This window comes from Thermobacillus composti KWC4 (genome assembly GCF_000227705.2).
GTDB lineage: Bacteria > Bacillota > Bacilli > Paenibacillales > Paenibacillaceae > Thermobacillus > Thermobacillus xylanilyticus.
In genome coordinates this window covers 4,171,527-4,187,229 of record NC_019897.1, presented here as the reverse complement: position 1 = coordinate 4,187,229, position 15,703 = coordinate 4,171,527, and the positions used below count along the sequence as shown (strand labels likewise).

Here is a 15,703-nt window from a genome sequence, read left to right as displayed (position 1 = left end):
CGCGGCGCGTCGGCGGCCCAGGATGAAGCCGCCTCATCCCGACGTCCGGATGTAAACGATTCCAACCACGCAAAAGGGGTGAGCGGGATTGCGATACTTGCTGAAATATTTGAAACCGTATCGTCTGGCCGCGGGCATTGCCCTCATCCTGATGCTGGTGGAACTCGTCGTCGAGCTGTGGCATCCGGTTCTGATGGCCCGCATCATCGATGAAGGCATCCTGCCCCGGGATACCGGCGCGGTGCTCAGGATCGGCGCCTGGATGACGCTGCTTGCGCTGCTCGGCTTCGCTTCGGGCATCGTGAACAGCTACTTCGCCGCGCATGTGAGCCAGGGCTTCGCCTTCGACGTCCGCGCCGGGATGTACGAACGCGTGCAGTCTTTTCCTTACGCCGTGTTCAGCCGCTTCTCCGCCGCAACGCTCATGACCCGGATGACGAGCGATGTCGCCCAGGTGCAGAACGCGGTGTTCATGAGCCTGCGCGTCATGATGCGGGCTCCGCTGATCATGGCCGGCGGCCTTATCATGGCGCTGGCCATCAATGTCCGGCTCGGACTGGTCCTGCTCCTGATCTCGCCGGTGCTGTTCACGGTTCTCGTCTGGATGATGAACCGCGGGTTCAAGCTGTTCCAGGCGGTGCAGGCCCGGCTGGACCGGACGAACGGGCTGCTGAGGGAAAACCTGCTCGGCATGCGGCTCATCAAGGCGATGGTTCGCTACGCCCGCGAGCGGGAGCGGTTCATGCAGGCGAATGAAGATCTGATGACGCGCACGATCTCCGCCATCCGGGTCGTCGAACTGACGGTGCCGGCTCTGCTTATGGTCATGAATGTCGGCATTCTATTGCTGCTCTGGTTCGGCAGCGCGGAAGTGCAGGCGGGCCGTGCGGAAGTCGGCGAGATCGTCGCCGTTGTCAACTATGCGATGCGCATCATGGCCGCATTTTCCATGCTGTCCTGGATCGTGACAGGTCTGGCCCGGGCGAGGGCGTCGGCCGGCCGGATCACGGAAGTGCTGAAGACGGAGGAGAAGGAGACGACGACTCGCGCAGAAGGCTCCGGCGAAGACGGGAGGCAGGAGAATGCGGCCTCGTCGCCTTCCGCTCCGGACGAAGGCGCGGAGATCGCGTTCGAACGCGTCACATTCCGCTATCCGGGAATGGCCGACCCTGCGCTGGACCGGATCTCGTTCACCGTTCGGCCGGGCCAGACGGCGGCCATTCTCGGCGCGACCGGCTCCGGCAAGTCATCGCTCATCCAGCTCATCCCGCGGCTGTTCGATCCCGACGAAGGCGCCGTGCGGATCGACGGACGGGATGTCAGAACCTGCGATCCGGAATGGCTGCGCGCGCAAATCGGCTATGCGCCGCAGGAAGTGGTGCTGTTCTCGGGGACGGTGCGCGACAACCTGCTCTGGGGCAAGGATGACGCCAACCGGGAGGAGATTGTGGAAGCGGCGCGCGCCGCGCAGATCCATGAGACGATCATGCGGCTGCCGAACCAGTACGAGACGATGATCGGGCAGAAGGGCGTCAATCTGTCCGGCGGCCAGAAGCAGCGGCTCTCGGTGGCGCGGGCGCTCCTTCGCAAGCCGCGGGTGCTGCTGCTCGACGACAGCACGAGCGCCCTCGACGCGAAGACGGAGGCGGCGCTGCTGGCCGCGCTGAAAGCGTACCGCTGCACGATTCTGCTCGTCACACAGAAGATATCGGCGGCCATGCAGGCGGATGTTATCCTTATCCTTGAGGACGGCCGGCTTCACGCGATGGGGACGCACGAAGAGCTGCTCCGGACGTCGCCGCTGTATGCGCGCATCATCCGGTCGCAGTACGGAGAGGAGGCGGCACACCGTGGCTGACCGCGGCGGCAAGCGCGGGCAGCGGCCGAAACAATGGGTTCCGACCCTGCTCCGCATCTGGTCGTATCTGGCCGATCACAAACGGCTGCTCACGGCCATCTTCGCCATGACGGCGATCAGCTCGACCCTCGGGCTGCTCGGCCCCTATCTGCTGGGCAGGGCGATCGACGATTATTTTGTGCCCGGCGATTACAAGGGGCTCGCGCTGCTGATCCTCGTGCTCGGCGCATCCTACATCGCGCAGGGCGCGGCCGGCTGGCTGCAGAACTTCTGGATGATCGGCGTCGCGCAGCGCACTGTCGCGAAGCTGCGGGCCGATCTGTTCGACGCGCTCCACCGGCTGCCGATCGCGTACTTCACGAAGCGGCAGCACGGCGAACTGATGAGCCGCATGACAAGCGACATCGAGAACGTGAGCCAGACGCTGAACAGCTCCTTCATCCAGCTCATCTCCAGCCTGCTCACATTCGCGGGGATGCTCGGGCTCATGATCTGGCTCAGCCCGATCATGACGCTGATCACGCTGACGATCGTGCCGGTCATGTTCGCCGGCATGCGCTGGATCACGAACCGGACCGGCCGTTATTTCAAGGAGACGCAGCGCAACACGGGAGCGCTCAACGGTTTCGTTGAGGAAACACTATCCGGGCAGCGCATTGTGAAAAGTTTCTCGCGCGAGCGGGCTGTCATCGACGCGTTCATGGCGAAGAACGCCAAACTGCGCGAGTCCGCTTACCGGGCGTAAGTCTATTCCGGCTTCATCCCGAAGCTGATGAACATGCTGAACAACTTGAGCTTCGCCGTCGTCGCCGGGGCCGGAGGCCTGCTCACGCTGAAAGGGATCGTCTCGGTCGGGATCATCGTGACGTTCGCCGAGTACGCGCGGCAGTTCACCCGGCCGCTGAACGATCTGGCGAACCAGTTCAACACGTTCCTGTCGGCCGTCGCCGGCGCGGAACGGGTATTCGAGGTGATCGACGAACAGGAGGAGACGGTGGACGAACGGGGTGCGGTGCCGATCGGACAGGTGAAGGGCGAGATCGTCTTCGACAACGTCTCGTTCTCCTACGAGCCGGGCGTGCCGACGATCGAAGGCGCATCGTTCCGCGCCGCAGCGGGTGAAATGATCGCCCTGGTCGGACCGACCGGCGCGGGCAAGACGACGATCGTGCAGCTGCTTGCCCGATTCTACGAGCCGGACAGCGGGCGGATTCTGATTGACGGCCGGGACATTCGCGGCATTACGCGCAAGTCGCTCCGGAAAGCGATGGGATTCGTGCCCCAGGACGTCTTCCTCTTCGAGGGGACGATCCGGGAGAACATCCGTTACGGCCGGCTCGACGCGACGGATGAGGAAGTCGAACAGGCGGCCCGGGAAGCGAACGCGCACCGGTTCATCATGAAATTGCCGCACGGATACGATACGATGCTGCGGCAGGACGGCAGCGGCATCAGCCAGGGACAGCGTCAACTGCTGGCCATCGCGCGCATGATCCTTGCCGATCCGGCCATCCTCGTGCTCGACGAGGCGACGAGCAGCATCGACACGATTACGGAATTACATATCCAGGAGGCGCTGTACCGGCTGATGGCCGGGCGCACGAGCATCGTCATCGCGCACAGGCTGAACACGATCCGGCGTGCTGACCGCATTCTGGTGCTGGACAGAGGCCGCATCATCGAGCAGGGGAGCCACGAGGAATTGATGGCGCTTTCCGGTTTCTACAGCAGCCTCGTGCGCAGCGGGCAGCAGGCGGCATTCGCAGGCTCGGAATAAGCAGTGGTGTACGCGGATCCCGCGAACAGCGTATAAGCAGCATCAATCAACCAGGCCATTCGATTCGATACGGGAGCGTGCAGCGATGCGGAATCGGAAGGAACGGGAACACGGCTGCCGCATGACGGGTGACCTGTTCGCCCCGCTCATCCGGCAATCGGATGACATCTACGTCAGCTTGAATTCGGACATGACTATCGAATACGTATCGCCGTCGGTCGAACGCGTGTTGGGATACCGTCCGGAAGAAGTGACGGGCAAGTCGGGCGTGCTGTACATTCTGCCCGAAGACCTGTCGCGGATCGGGATTCATCTCCTGCCCGCCGACCATGACGACGGAACGGAAGAAGCAGCGTCAATTGTGCCGCATGTCGCCGAAGTGACGGAGGATTATCAGGCGAACTTCGGCGTCCGGGATATCCGTGTGCGCCATCGGGACGGCCGTTACATCTGGTGCAGGGCGACGTTCAGCATCGTGCGGGATGAGCTGGGAGCGGTCGAGCGGATCGTCGCCATCGGCCGCGATATTACGGACAAGAAACGGTCGGAAGAGGAACTGCGGCGAAGCAGGGCAAGTCTGCAGCTTGCGCATCGCATTGCGGGTCTCGGCCATTTCGAATGGTATCCCGAGACGAATGAATTGTACTGGTCCGACGAAATGTACGCCGTCTTCGGCTTCAGCCGGACCGATTTCGCCAGCGATTGGGAAGCGTACGAGAAGATTGTGCATCCCGAGGACAGACCCGTTCTGCGGGAATATTTTGTCGAGCGGCTCCGCGAAACGGACCAAGAACTGAAGTGCGAATATCGCATCTTCATGCCGGACGGGAGCGTCCGGACCATTCAGACGATCGGCAAATGGATGAGGGACGAGTACCGCCAAGCCCCGCTGCTGGTCGGCATCGTGCGGGACATTACGATCGAGAGCCGGACCGAGGAGCTGCTGCGCACGTCGGAGAAGCTGAAGATGGCCGGACAGCTTGCCGCGGGCATCGCCCATGAGATTCGCAACCCGCTGACATCGCTGAAAGGTTTCTCCAAGCTGCTCCGCAAGGCGACCGGCGAGCAGGCCGACCGGTATTACGAGATCATGGACCAGGAATTTGTCCGGATCGAGATGATCCTCGGCGAGCTGCTCGTGCTGGCCAAGCCGCAGGCCTCCGTCTACCAGGATTGGGACATCCGGCTGATCGTGCACGAGGTCGCCGATCTGCTCAGCAGCCAGGCCATTCTGAACAACGTGATCATCCAGGAGCAGGCGACTCCGGAAGCGTGCATTGTCCGCTGCGACAAAAATCAGCTGAAGCAGGTGTTCATGAACGTCGTGAAAAACGCGATCGAGGCGATGCCGTCCGGCGGCCTGCTGATCATCTCGATCGAGCGGGATGAAACGGACGTGCTCGTGCACGTCATCGATCAGGGAAGCGGCATTCCGGAAGACCAGCTGCGCCGGCTCGGGGAGCCGTTCTTCACGACGAAGGAGAAGGGTACGGGTCTCGGACTCATGATCAGCCACAAAATCATCGAGGAACACGATGGGAATATCCGTTATGTCAGCCGGAGCGGTGAAGGAACGACCGTGTCAATCCGGCTGCCGCAGTCTTGTGCGGAACAGTAGAAGCCGCCCGCCGCGAGAGTGGCAGACTCCCGCGGAGCGCGGCTTTTATTTAAAGATAAGACTTTATAAGTTTCACGCTTATAACCGGCTTATCTTTCACCGCAAAACGGACGCGCCCGCCCGGGAGGACGGCGCCAGCCGTTTTTGCTTGTTTGCGGGCGCCGGGAATCGCGTTTGACGGGGCCAGAGGGGATGTGATAAAGTTTTACTGTAAAATTGTTCGACCGTCGAACTATCTTCGGACGGCAGGAGGGGAGGGACGAGCGGTGAAGCGCGAGGCAGGAGACGGGCAGATGGATCAGGATCTGCTGGCCTCCATTATCAAGAGATATGAAGAAGCGACGTACCGCATGCATCGGCGTGTGAACGCCCTGTTGCGCAGATGCATCGGCGATGAAGACATCACGCTGGATCAATATTTGGTCATCCGCTATCTTCGCATGAAAGGCCGGTCGATCTCATCGGAGCTGGCCGACGTGTTCGGCGTCGGCAAAAGCTCGATTACGGCGATCATGACGCGGCTGTCCGACAAGCGGTTGATCGAGCGGATTCCGGACGTGAAGGATCGGCGGGTCATCTATCTGTCGCTGACCGAGGCGGGCCGGAAGCTGGCCGAGATGATCGATGACCGGATAAGGGAGCGGCTGTCGACGGTCATGAACCAAATCAGCCGGGAAGAAGCGCTGCAATTTGTCGGCACCTGCGAGAAGGTGGCGGAAGTGTTGGCGGATATGGAAGGAAGGGGCAGAGCAACCATATGAGACAAATCGTAAGATGGCGCTGGCTGGTGCTGGCGCTTTGGCTTGCCGCGGCGGCGGGCCTGCTTATGACGTCGCCGAATCTGGCCGAACTGGTGCGGGAGCACGGGCAGATTTCGGTGCCGGACGGCTATCCGTCCGTCATCGCCGACGAGATGCTTGACGATTTGGGGGAAAGCGGGAATTCGACGGTTCTCGTTTTCCACCGCGAGTCAGGCTTGTCCGACGACGATCTTGAGGCGGTGAAAGCCGGGATCGAGAAGCTTCAGCACGACGGCGGCACGTATGGCGTCGTGTCGGTGACGTCGCCGTTCGACAGCGAAGAACTGGCGGCGAAGATGATATCCGAAGACGGGACGACCGTGCTCGCCTTGCTGAATGTCGAGTTCGGCGACCGGACGGCGGAGGAACAGCAGGATGTGCTGTACGGCGCGCTGTCGGACATCGACGTCGACCACTATATCACCGGCGGCTGGGTCATTGCGGAAGATGTCATCCAGAGCTCCGAGGAAGGCGTGAAGAAGACCGAGCTCATTACAATCGTCTTCATCCTTGTCATTCTGATCGTGGTCTTCCGGTCGGTCGTCGCGCCGCTCATTCCGCTGCTCACCGTCGGGCTCAGCTATCTGGTGTCCCAGTCGGTCGTGGCCTACCTGGCGGAGTACGCGGACTTCCCGCTCTCCAACTTCACGCAGATCTTCATGGTCGCGGTCATGTTCGGCATCGGGACGGACTACTGCATTCTGCTGATCAGCCGGTTCAAGGAGGAGCTGGCGCAAGGCGGCGGCAAGGTCGACGCCATTCTCCGCACTTATCGGACCGCCGGAAAGACGGTGCTGTTCGCGGGGCTGGCGGTGCTCGTCGGCTTCACGTCGATCGGGTTGTCGACGTTCTCGCTGTACCGTTCCGCCGTCGCGGTCGCGGTCGGCGTCGCGGTCATGCTGATCGCGCTCGTCACGATCGTTCCGTTCTTCATGGCGGTGCTGGGCAAGGCGCTGTTCTGGCCGCTGCGGGGTTCGCTGGAGCATAAGGAGAGCCGGCTGTGGGGCACCGTCGGTTCGTTCGCCCTCCGGCGGCCGCTCGGCGCGCTGGCGATCATCGCCGTGCTGGCCGTGCCGCTGCTCGTCGGCTACAAGAACGCCGTCACGTTCAACCAGCTCGACGAAATCGGCGACCGTTACGGTTCGGTGCGCGGGTTCAACATCATTTCGGACAGCTTCGGTCCCGGGGAGACGCTGCCCACGACGGTCGTCTGGCGCAGCGAGACGCCGCTCGACACGCCGGAAGGGCTGGCCGCGATCGAACAGGTGTCGCGTCGGCTGCTGGAGACCGAAGGCGTGGCGTCGGTGCGCAGCGCCACCCGGCCGACCGGCGAGCCGCTTGAGCAATTGCAGGTGGTAAGCCAGGTGTCGGAGCTGGACAGCGGTCTCGAGCAGGGCGGAGACGGGCTGAGCCAGATCGGCGCCGGGCTGGAGGAAGCGAGCGAAGAGCTGGCCGCGAACGCGCCGCAGCTTGAGGAAGCGGTAGGCGGCGCCGAACGGCTGGCGCAGGGCACGAGCGAGCTGAAGGCCGGACTCGAGCAGCTCGAGGGCGGGCTGCGCCAGCTCGAACAGGGGCTGCGCAGCGGCGAAGCCGGCGCGGGCGAGCTGGCATCCGGCGCCGCGGAAGCGCAGGCGGCCGCCGAACAATTGGCCGCCGCGGCGGAAGAATTGCTCGCCGGATACGAGGAAATGGCCGGCGGTCTGGATCAACTGAAGGCCGGCTATGACGAGATCGCAAGCAAGCACGATGAACTGGCCGAGGGGCTGGCCGGGCTGTCGGCCGGACTTGACGGACTGCCGCAGAAGTATCCCGAACTGGCGGCGGACGAAGATTTTCTGCGCCTGCAAGGCACGGCGAAGCAGCTGCACGAAGGCGCGGCCCGGCTCGGCGCGTCGCTGGCGCAGCTGAATGAGCAGCTCGGCGGGCTGGGCGCCGGCCTTGGGCAGGCGAACGAGGGGCTGCGCCAGGCGGCCGCGGGCCAGCGGGAATTGGCCGGCGGGCTCAAGCAGATTGCCGCGGGACTGAAGGAACTGCAGTCGGGCATCGCGCAGGCCGCCGCCGGCCAGGGCGCCATCCTGGAGCGCCTCCCCGAAATGAAGGGCGGCGCGGCGCAGCTCGCGGACGGCCAGGCCGAGCTGGCGGACGGCCTGGCCGGGCTGATCGATCAGCTCGGCGAGCTGACCGACGGCCTCGGGCAATCGGCGGACGGCATCAAGCAGGTGACGGCCGGCCTGGAGTCGGCGCGGGAATATTTGACCGGTCTGTCCTCGTCGCCCGACCCGCAGCTGGCGGGCTGGTATCTGCCGGAGGAAGCGATCGCTTCGGAAGAGTTCCGGCAGGCGCTCGACATCTATATGAGCAGCGACCGGCGGACGGTGAAGTTCGAGGTCGTGCTGGAACACCATCCGTACTCCGTCGAGGCGATGGATACGGTCGACCGGCTGTCGGCCGCCGCGCCGGGCATGGCGGAAGGCACGCCGCTGGAAGGCGCCGATGTCGCGGTCGGCGGCATTTCGAGCGTGAACAATGACCTGCGGCATGTGACCGAAGACGACTATTCGCGCACGGTCACGCTGATGCTGATCGGCCTGGTGCTCATCCTCGTCGTCCTGTTCCGCTCGCTGGTCATGCCGATTTACCTCGTGCTGTCGCTCATCCTGACCTACTACATGTCGGTGGCGGCGGCGGAAGTGCTGTTCGTGCGGATGCTCGACATGACGGGCCTCGGCTGGGCGGTGCCGTTCTTCGCCTTCGTCATGCTGCTGGCGCTCGGCACCGACTACAGCATCTTCCTGATGGACCGGTTCCGCGAATACCGGGATCTGCCGGCCGGCGAAGCGATTCTGAACGCGATGAAGAACATGGGCTCCGTCATCGTGTCGGCGGCGATCATTCTCGGCGGCACGTTCGCGGCGATGCTGCCGTCGGGCGTCATGTCGCTGCTGCACATCGCGACTATCGTACTGGCCGGGTTGTTCCTCTATGCGCTCATCATGCTGCCGCTGTTCATACCGGTCATGGTGCGGCTGTTCGGATCGTTCAACTGGTGGCCGTTCATGGGGCGGCGCGCCCGCAACGATGCGGACGCCGGCCTGGGGGCGTGAATCGGCCGAACCTCAAAAAAATCGCCGTCCCTCCCGCTTTGCAACAAGCGGATGGGACGGCTTTTTCTCTTTACGAGAGCAGCGAGATGACCAGCAGCTCATACAGGACGAGCGGCAGAATCGTGTTGTAATACGGATTGAACGGCACGAACGGATTCCAGAACGCGCGGTATCCCGGTGCGTCCAACTCCAGGTACAGGATGCAGCCTTCGTGATGGCGGATGATGCCGTCATAGACGCCGCCGTCCATCGTCTGCACCCGAACCATGCGGCCGGCGTACATGTCGCAAATCTCGCACAGCCGCTTCTTCATCGACCGCAAGGACTCGGCGGCGGTCGAATCCGCGCGGTAAATGACCTTCGGTTGCTTCTCCATGTGGTCCAAATGCCTCCCAACAGCAGTTATTTGCTGTCAAGATATGCATTCGCCCAGATCAAGGTGCAGGACACGGGATTCCCCGCGCCATCCCGCCGCCCGTCTCAGCCGTCCGTCCGATAGACGACCAGAATGGCGGTCCGCTGATGCTGCGCGCCATGGGCGCCGGTCTTCGTGTAGGAACCGTAGCAGACGTTGATGACCTGGTCTTCGCGCAGGGTGGCGAGAAAATCGTTCACTTTCTTCACGGCGTGCGATGATTCGGTGTCAAGAAACTCTTTCACTTGAATCATGGCCATTCACCCCTGACTTGGAATTATGGCGCCTGCCGGCAAGCGCCGGTTCAACGGTCGTCTGCATCGGCGGCGAACGTGCAGACGCTTCTTACGATCCGGGCGCGGTATCCGCCTTGCGGCGTACGGATCTCCACCGTGTCTCCGACCCGGGCCAGGAGCAGACTGCTGCCCATCGGCGACAGGCAGGAAATCCGGCTCCGGTCGACATCGGCTTCCTCCGGCAGCACGATCCGGTACGTCTCATCCGGCCCGCCGTCCTCGTACCGAAGCGTCACCTCGGAGCCGATGAGCACCGGCAAGTCCTCCAGATCCCGGACGATGCCGGCCAGGATGTCTTCGAGCTGTTTCTCGTACCTTTGCAGCGTCTCCATCAATTCCCGTTGTTCCGGGCGGGCTGCCGACGGCGGCTGGCTGAACCATAGCATGCGGTTGTCGCCCAGGCAGGCAAGCTGGCGGCGCAATTCGGCTTCCAGTGCGCTGCCCGGCTTCATCATTCTATGGTTCATGGAAAATAACGCCTGCCTTTCCGATCGGAATGTTCATCAGGATGGCGTACCACTTGTTCATGGGATCATCTCCTCCGTTCATGTGAAAACAGACCCCGCCTCGGGGGTCTCCCCTTTATCATACCACAAACGAACTGTATCCGCATTCAAACGGGCTTGTTCCTCCTGCAGGCCGACAACATAAAACATCCCTCCGGCGGACATCTTAAGCCTGATTGACAGTTTCGTTCAGGGGGTGGCAACATGTTCAGACGATTCAAGCCGTCCGTGCTGGTCTGGTCAGCCGCGGCCGTGCTGCTCGGCGTGTGGACGGGCCTGTCCCTGTCCGGTCCGGCGGGGAACCCGTCGGCTGCGGTGGCGGTGCTGGCGGATTCTCCGGCTTCCGCTTCCGCGGTTTCGTCCGGCGACCGCGCGTACCATTTCGGTTTCAAGAAGAGCCGGAACGGGCAGCCCGCATCGATCGACCAGGAAGGGTTCGCACCGCTGCTCGAGCGATACGGCGCGGTATTTCGGGGCAGCCCGGAGGGCAAAAATTTGTATCTGACCTTCGACAACGGCTATGAGAACGGGTACACGGAAAAAATCCTCGACGTGCTGAAGGCGAAAAAGGTGCCGGCCTGCTTCTTCGTGACGGGCCATTATGTGAAAGATCAGCCGGATCTGCTGCGGCGCATGGTCCGGGAAGGACACATCATCGGCAACCATTCGTGGTCTCATCCGGATTTCTCGACATTGCCGGATGCGAAGATCCGGGAAGAACTGGATCGGGTGGCGCGCGAGGTCGCAAGCGTGACCGGCCAGAAGGAGATGCGCTATCTGCGTCCGCCGCGGGGCATCTTCAGCGAACGATCGCTCCGCGTTAGCCAATCGCTCGGGTACACGAACGTGTTCTGGTCGATCGCCTACAAAGACTGGGACACCTCGGCGCAGCGCGGCGCCCGCCATGCGTATGACAGCGTCGTCGCGCAGCTTCATCCGGGCGCCATCATCCTGCTGCACAGCGTGTCGAAGGACAACGCCGAGGCGCTGGCCGCGATCATCGACGAAGCGCGCAGACAGGGGTACACCTTCCGCAGCCTGGATCATCTGTTGTCGCCGGTGCCGGACCTGCCGTTCTGATCCCGCCCCTTGCATGGATGTCCGCCCCGAAGCATAATGGGGAGGAAAGCGAATCCATGGGATGAGGACGGGATGCGAAATGAAATACAGACCGCTCGGCAACACGGGCATGAACGTCAGCGAGATCAGCTTCGGGACGTGGGCGATCGGCGGCTCATGGGGAAGGACGGACGATGCCGAATCGTTGAACGCGCTGGCGAGGGCGATCGACGCGGGCGTCAATTTCTTCGATACGGCGGATGTCTACGGCGACGGCCACGCCGAGGAGCTGCTCGGCAAAGCGGTGAAAGGCCGGGACGACATCTACATCGCCACCAAGTTCTGCCGGGCTGCAGATATTCATGATCCCGCGGTCTACACGTACGAATCGGTGCGCAAGTTCTGCGAAGCGAGCCTGAAGCGGCTGGGCCGCGACCGGATCGACCTGTACCAGGTCCACTGTCCGCCGACGGACATCATCCGCCGCGGCGAAGTGTTCGGCGTGCTCGATCGTCTGCGTGAGGAAGGTCTGATCCGCGAATACGGCGTCAGCGTCGAATCGGTGGAAGAAGGACTGCTCGCCCTGCAGTATCCGAACGTGAAGGCGCTGCAGGTGATTTTCAACGTGTTCCGGCAGAAGCCGGCGGAGGAGCTGTTCCCGAAAGCTCACGCGCAAGGCGTCGGCATTCTCGCCCGGGTGCCGCTGGCGAGCGGGCTGCTCACCGGCAAATTCACCGAGCAGACGACGTTCGAGCCGGATGATCATCGCCGTTTCAACCGGAACGGCGAGGCGTTCAACGTCGGCGAGACGTTCGCCGGGCTGCCGTTCGAGACGGGCGTCCGGCTGAGCCGGGAGCTGGCCTGGATCGGCGAGGGCCGCGGCAGCATGGCGGCCGCCGCCATCCGGTGGATTCTCGACAATCCGCACATCAGCTGCGTCATCCCCGGCTTCAAGACGGTGTCCCAGGTCGAAGCGAACCTGGCGGCCGCGGACGTGCCGCCGTTCACGGAAGCGGAGCAGGCGCGACTGCGCGAGTTCTATGAACTTCAGGTGCGGGAGCATATCCGCGGGCCTTATTGAGGTTCCGCGGGCGGAATAGGGGTTGGACGAAGGAGCACGCTTGTCGGACAGGGGTGCTCCTTCATGCTGTGCAGCGAGGCAAGAAAGAACCGGCAGACCGCATGCAGCAATCCTGTGCATGCAGTCTGCCGGCACAGCGGAATCGGCGTTGCGGACCGGAGACGCGTGCCCGGTTACGATTCCGCCTCTTCACCCTCCGTCTCGTGTTCCGCCGCATCATCCGCGTCCTCAACCGGCGGCGCGTCGTCTGGTTCGGTCTTTGCCGTTTTCTCCGTCTCCGCTTCGTCATCCGGCTCAGGCAGCATCGCTTGCGGCGCCTCATCCGGCGACCGCTCCGGCAGCTGACGGACGTAGCTGTGGGACAGCTGGAGCAGGCGGAGCGCCCGCTCGAACGCGTCTTCGGTGACGACGCTCTCGTCGCCCGGCTCCCCGGAGAGGGGATAGAGCGTGCCGTCCGCGTAGCCTTCGCCCGGGATGAAGAGCGACTTGCCGGTAATCAGCGTGCCGGAGGGCAGATAGTACCGCTGCGGGAGCAGGTTGTCCTGCTCGACAAGCAGATTTTGCCCGAAGTGGATGTACCCGATCAGCGGGATGTCCATCAAGCCCGCAATCGTCGGCAGAATGTCGACCTGACCGCCGAGGCGGCCTTCGAACCGTTTCGGATAGAGCGCTCCGTCCGACAGCATGATGAGCGGCACGTTGATCATGTCGGCGTAGCCGTATTCGTGACCGATCAGTTCGGCAAGCAATTCCTGCTCGCGGTTGTTCAGCGAGTAGACCGGCAGGCCGACATGGTCGCCGTAGAGGACGATCAGGCTGTCCTGCCAGACGCCGCGCGCCTTCAGGTCGGCGATGAAGCGGCCGAGCGCTTCGTCCGCGTAGTGCTGCGCCTGCAGATAGTCGCCGACGAACGTGCCGCTGAATTTGTCCGACAGGTCGAGGCGGATCTTGTCCTTCGGCAAGGTGAACGGATGGTGCGCCGTCATCGAGACGACCTGCGCGTAGAACGGCTTGCCCTCCCGGTGCGCGCGCTCCAGTTCCTCGGCGGTCTTCCGGTAGAGCACGTCATCGGACGCGCCGAAGAACACCGCATCCTCCTTGCCGAAGAAGCGGTCGTCGTAATAGCGGTCCCAGCCGAGCGCGGCGTACAGTTCGGTGCGGTTCCAGAATTCCACGGTATTCGTATGGAACGTCATGGTCTCGTAGCCGCGCACCTTGAGCAGCCGGGGCAGGCTCGGCAGGCGGCGGTCCACATAGCGCATCGTGGCCGCTCCCTGCGGCGGGATGTAGAACGACGTGTTGACGACGTACTCCGCGTCCGACGTGTTGCCCTGGCCGACCATATGGTAGAAGTCCGGGAAGTAGAACCCTTGCCGCACGAGCGCGTTCAGGTTCGGCGTCACTTCCTGGCCTTCGACTTCAAGGCCGATCAGGAAGTTTTGCAGCGACTCCATCTGGATGACGATGAGGTTCTTGCCTTTGGCCCATCCCTGGTAAGGCGCGCGGACGGGGCGATGGACGCCTTTCAGCTCGTCGATCGCGTCCTGGGTGATCTCCGACTTCTCGATCAGCTCGTACTCTTCGTCCGCGATCAGCGAGTAGGCTTCATAGTTGAGAATGCCCATCTCCGAGGCTTGCACGCGTTCGTTCATGCTCGCCGTATGCGGCAAAATATTCATGACGCAGATGACGACCGAAAGCGCGAAGATGAGCGTCATGACGCCGCGCCGTTCATTCGGCCGGTTGCAGATGCGCAGCAGCCGGTACCCGGCCCCGTGCTTCCGCCGGCCGTTGATCAGCAGATAGATGAACACGACGATGTCGCTGAAGATGAACAGGAAGTACGGATCGATCAGCGAAAAGACGCTGTTCTTCACCGCCGTCACCTGATTGACCTGCTCCAGCGCGCGCCAGGTGACGATGACGCCGTAGTACTTGTAGTACATGATGACCGAGAAGAAGATTCCGGTGAGCGCCAGGTTGACGATCAGGTAGGCGGTCAATTTGCGTTTTGACGAAAACCATTCAATCAGGCAGAATATGGCCCAGATAAACGGAATTTCAGAGATGAGCGGCGCCCAGAACGGCGTGTCCTCGAAGATGACAAGCCATGCCAGGTAGCTCTTGAACAGCATGATGACGGAGAAAAAGATAAACGGCCGCGAACCGATAATGCGATATACCCGGTTTAGCAGAGCCGGTCTCATGCGGACATTCCCCCTCGGCAAGACAACAAGCCGGTTACGAATGCGGCCGGCTTGCCATTGTTATCTCTCTATTTGATATAGACGTTTGCGATCGTATCAGGGTTGGCTCATCTTATTATGCTACGGCCGCAAACCGGTGTCAAAGGCGGTTGGCGTGCAGAACGCGCTTTTACGATTAAAATTTACACAGAAAAGGAAGGGTTTTTCTTTCATTTTCGCAAAAACAAGCCAGGGAGTGGTGGGAAGTGGATGGGTTCAACCTGGGGTGGGGCGTTCTGTTCGGAATCGTCCAGTTTTCGTTGTTCCTTCTGTGTTACCGGCTGTTCGGCCGCATCGGCCTGTTCGCCTGGATCGGCGTCGCGACGGTGCTCGCCAATCTGCAGGTCGTCAAGACGATCGAAATGCTCGGGCTTGTCATGACGCTGGGCAATATTACATACGCGTCCATCTATATGGCGACCGACCTGCTGAACGAGCGGCATGGCAGGGAAGAAGCGAGGCGCGCGGTCTGGTTCGGCTTTTTCTTCTTGTTCGCCTCCACCTTGGTCATGCAGCTTGCGCTCGTGTTCAAGCCGGATGCGTCCGGCCTGGACATGCAGGCGGCGATGGAGACGGTATTCGGGCTGGCGCCCCGGGTGGCGGCCGGCAGCCTGTGCGCCTATCTCGTCAGCCAGGTGCTCGACGTGCAGTTGTTCAGCCGGCTGAAACGGCGGTTCGCGGCTCGCGGACAGTTCTGGATCCGGATCCTCGGCAGCACGCTGGTCAGCCAGTTCGTCGACACGCTGGTGTTCTGCACGGTCGCGTTCGCGGGCGTTTTCGAGACGGCGGTCTGGATCGACATTCTCGTCACGACGTACCTCATCAAGTTCGTCGTCTCGGGAGCCGGGACGCCGGTGCTCTATATCGCGCGGAACTTCAAGGATGAGGAAGGGCTGTGGAGCCGGAAGGCGGCTGAGTAAATCCGGCGCGCGTGCGGCATAAT

The 15,703-nt window shown here is 62.4% G+C and carries 11 protein-coding genes and 1 pseudogene; 8 read left to right on the top strand and 4 right to left on the bottom strand.

The window, feature by feature from the left end; translation table 11 throughout:
* The first annotated feature begins 88 nt into the window (after positions 1 to 88).
* The 5 genes and pseudogenes from THECO_RS19190 to THECO_RS19170 all read left to right on the top strand — a co-directional run bounded on the left by THECO_RS19190 (position 89) and on the right by THECO_RS19170 (position 9,157).
* Complete coding sequence (locus THECO_RS19190) at positions 89 to 1,858, top strand: ABC transporter ATP-binding protein (RefSeq protein WP_041854000.1); 1,770 nt, start codon at positions 89 to 91, stop codon at positions 1,856 to 1,858.
* Positions 1,806 to 3,635, top strand: a pseudogene (locus tag THECO_RS19185) (ABC transporter ATP-binding protein). Before THECO_RS19190 ends, THECO_RS19185 begins: the two are co-directional and overlap by 53 nt.
* A gap of 85 nt (positions 3,636 to 3,720) precedes the next feature.
* Positions 3,721 to 5,253, top strand: coding sequence for a PAS domain-containing protein (locus THECO_RS19180; protein WP_015256662.1), 1,533 nt, complete (start codon positions 3,721 to 3,723; stop codon positions 5,251 to 5,253).
* A gap of 266 nt (positions 5,254 to 5,519) precedes the next feature.
* Positions 5,520 to 6,014 carry a MarR family winged helix-turn-helix transcriptional regulator gene (locus THECO_RS19175; protein ID WP_015256661.1) on the top strand — a complete coding sequence of 165 codons (495 nt, stop codon included), beginning with the start codon at positions 5,520 to 5,522 and terminating at the stop codon, positions 6,012 to 6,014.
* Positions 6,011 to 9,157, top strand: a complete 3,147-nt coding sequence (locus tag THECO_RS19170; RefSeq protein ID WP_015256660.1) for an MMPL family transporter — start codon at positions 6,011 to 6,013, stop codon at positions 9,155 to 9,157. Before THECO_RS19175 ends, THECO_RS19170 begins: the two co-directional genes overlap by 4 nt.
* A 70-nt stretch (positions 9,158 to 9,227) precedes the next feature.
* Here THECO_RS19170 and THECO_RS19165 read toward each other — a convergent pair whose 3' ends face one another.
* The 3 genes from THECO_RS19165 to THECO_RS20775 form a co-directional block, all read right to left on the bottom strand.
* Complete coding sequence (locus tag THECO_RS19165) at positions 9,228 to 9,533, bottom strand: hypothetical protein (RefSeq protein ID WP_015256659.1); 306 nt, start codon at positions 9,531 to 9,533, stop codon at positions 9,228 to 9,230.
* 104 nt (positions 9,534 to 9,637) lie between these two features.
* The gene (locus THECO_RS19160; protein WP_041853999.1) at positions 9,638 to 9,826 is read right to left on the bottom strand and encodes a sporulation protein Cse60; all 189 of its coding nucleotides are present in this window, start codon (positions 9,824 to 9,826) and stop codon (positions 9,638 to 9,640) included.
* Positions 9,827 to 9,876: 50 nt separating this feature from the next.
* Positions 9,877 to 10,335 carry a GreA/GreB family elongation factor gene (locus THECO_RS20775; protein WP_015256657.1) on the bottom strand — a complete coding sequence of 153 codons (459 nt, stop codon included), beginning with the start codon at positions 10,333 to 10,335 and terminating at the stop codon, positions 9,877 to 9,879.
* 243 nt (positions 10,336 to 10,578) lie between these two features.
* Between THECO_RS20775 and pdaA the strand changes: the two genes are divergently transcribed.
* The gene (pdaA, locus tag THECO_RS19150) at positions 10,579 to 11,454 is read left to right on the top strand and encodes a delta-lactam-biosynthetic de-N-acetylase (protein ID WP_015256656.1); all 876 of its coding nucleotides are present in this window, start codon (positions 10,579 to 10,581) and stop codon (positions 11,452 to 11,454) included.
* Positions 11,455 to 11,533: 79 nt separating this feature from the next.
* Positions 11,534 to 12,514, top strand: a complete 981-nt coding sequence (locus THECO_RS19145) for an aldo/keto reductase (protein ID WP_015256655.1) — start codon at positions 11,534 to 11,536, stop codon at positions 12,512 to 12,514.
* Between the two features lie 173 nt (positions 12,515 to 12,687).
* On the opposite strand, the gene THECO_RS19140 is transcribed toward THECO_RS19145, so the two are convergent.
* Positions 12,688 to 14,721 (bottom strand): LTA synthase family protein, encoded by a 2,034-nt coding sequence (locus THECO_RS19140; RefSeq protein WP_015256654.1) that lies wholly within the window; start codon positions 14,719 to 14,721, stop codon positions 12,688 to 12,690.
* A 245-nt stretch (positions 14,722 to 14,966) separates the two neighbouring features.
* Between THECO_RS19140 and THECO_RS19135 the strand changes: the two genes are divergently transcribed.
* Positions 14,967 to 15,680, top strand: coding sequence for a queuosine precursor transporter (locus THECO_RS19135; RefSeq protein ID WP_015256653.1), 714 nt, complete (start codon positions 14,967 to 14,969; stop codon positions 15,678 to 15,680).
* Positions 15,681 to 15,703: the final 23 nt, after the last annotated feature.

What these genes read in the sequence shown, in the direction of transcription:
- THECO_RS19170 (WP_015256660.1), top strand. Translation starts at nt 6,011, where the DNA reads ATGAGACAAATCGTAAGATGGCGCTGGCTGGTGCTGGCGCTTTGGCTT.
- THECO_RS19160 (WP_041853999.1), bottom strand. Translation starts at nt 9,826, where the DNA reads ATGATTCAAGTGAAAGAGTTTCTTGACACCGAATCATCGCACGCCGTG.
- THECO_RS19140 (WP_015256654.1), bottom strand. Translation starts at nt 14,721, where the DNA reads ATGAGACCGGCTCTGCTAAACCGGGTATATCGCATTATCGGTTCGCGG.
- THECO_RS19165 (WP_015256659.1), bottom strand. Translation starts at nt 9,533, where the DNA reads ATGGAGAAGCAACCGAAGGTCATTTACCGCGCGGATTCGACCGCCGCC.
- THECO_RS19180 (WP_015256662.1), top strand. Translation starts at nt 3,721, where the DNA reads ATGCGGAATCGGAAGGAACGGGAACACGGCTGCCGCATGACGGGTGAC.
- THECO_RS20775 (WP_015256657.1), bottom strand. Translation starts at nt 10,335, where the DNA reads ATGAACCATAGAATGATGAAGCCGGGCAGCGCACTGGAAGCCGAATTG.
- pdaA (WP_015256656.1), top strand. Translation starts at nt 10,579, where the DNA reads ATGTTCAGACGATTCAAGCCGTCCGTGCTGGTCTGGTCAGCCGCGGCC.
- THECO_RS19145 (WP_015256655.1), top strand. Translation starts at nt 11,534, where the DNA reads ATGAAATACAGACCGCTCGGCAACACGGGCATGAACGTCAGCGAGATC.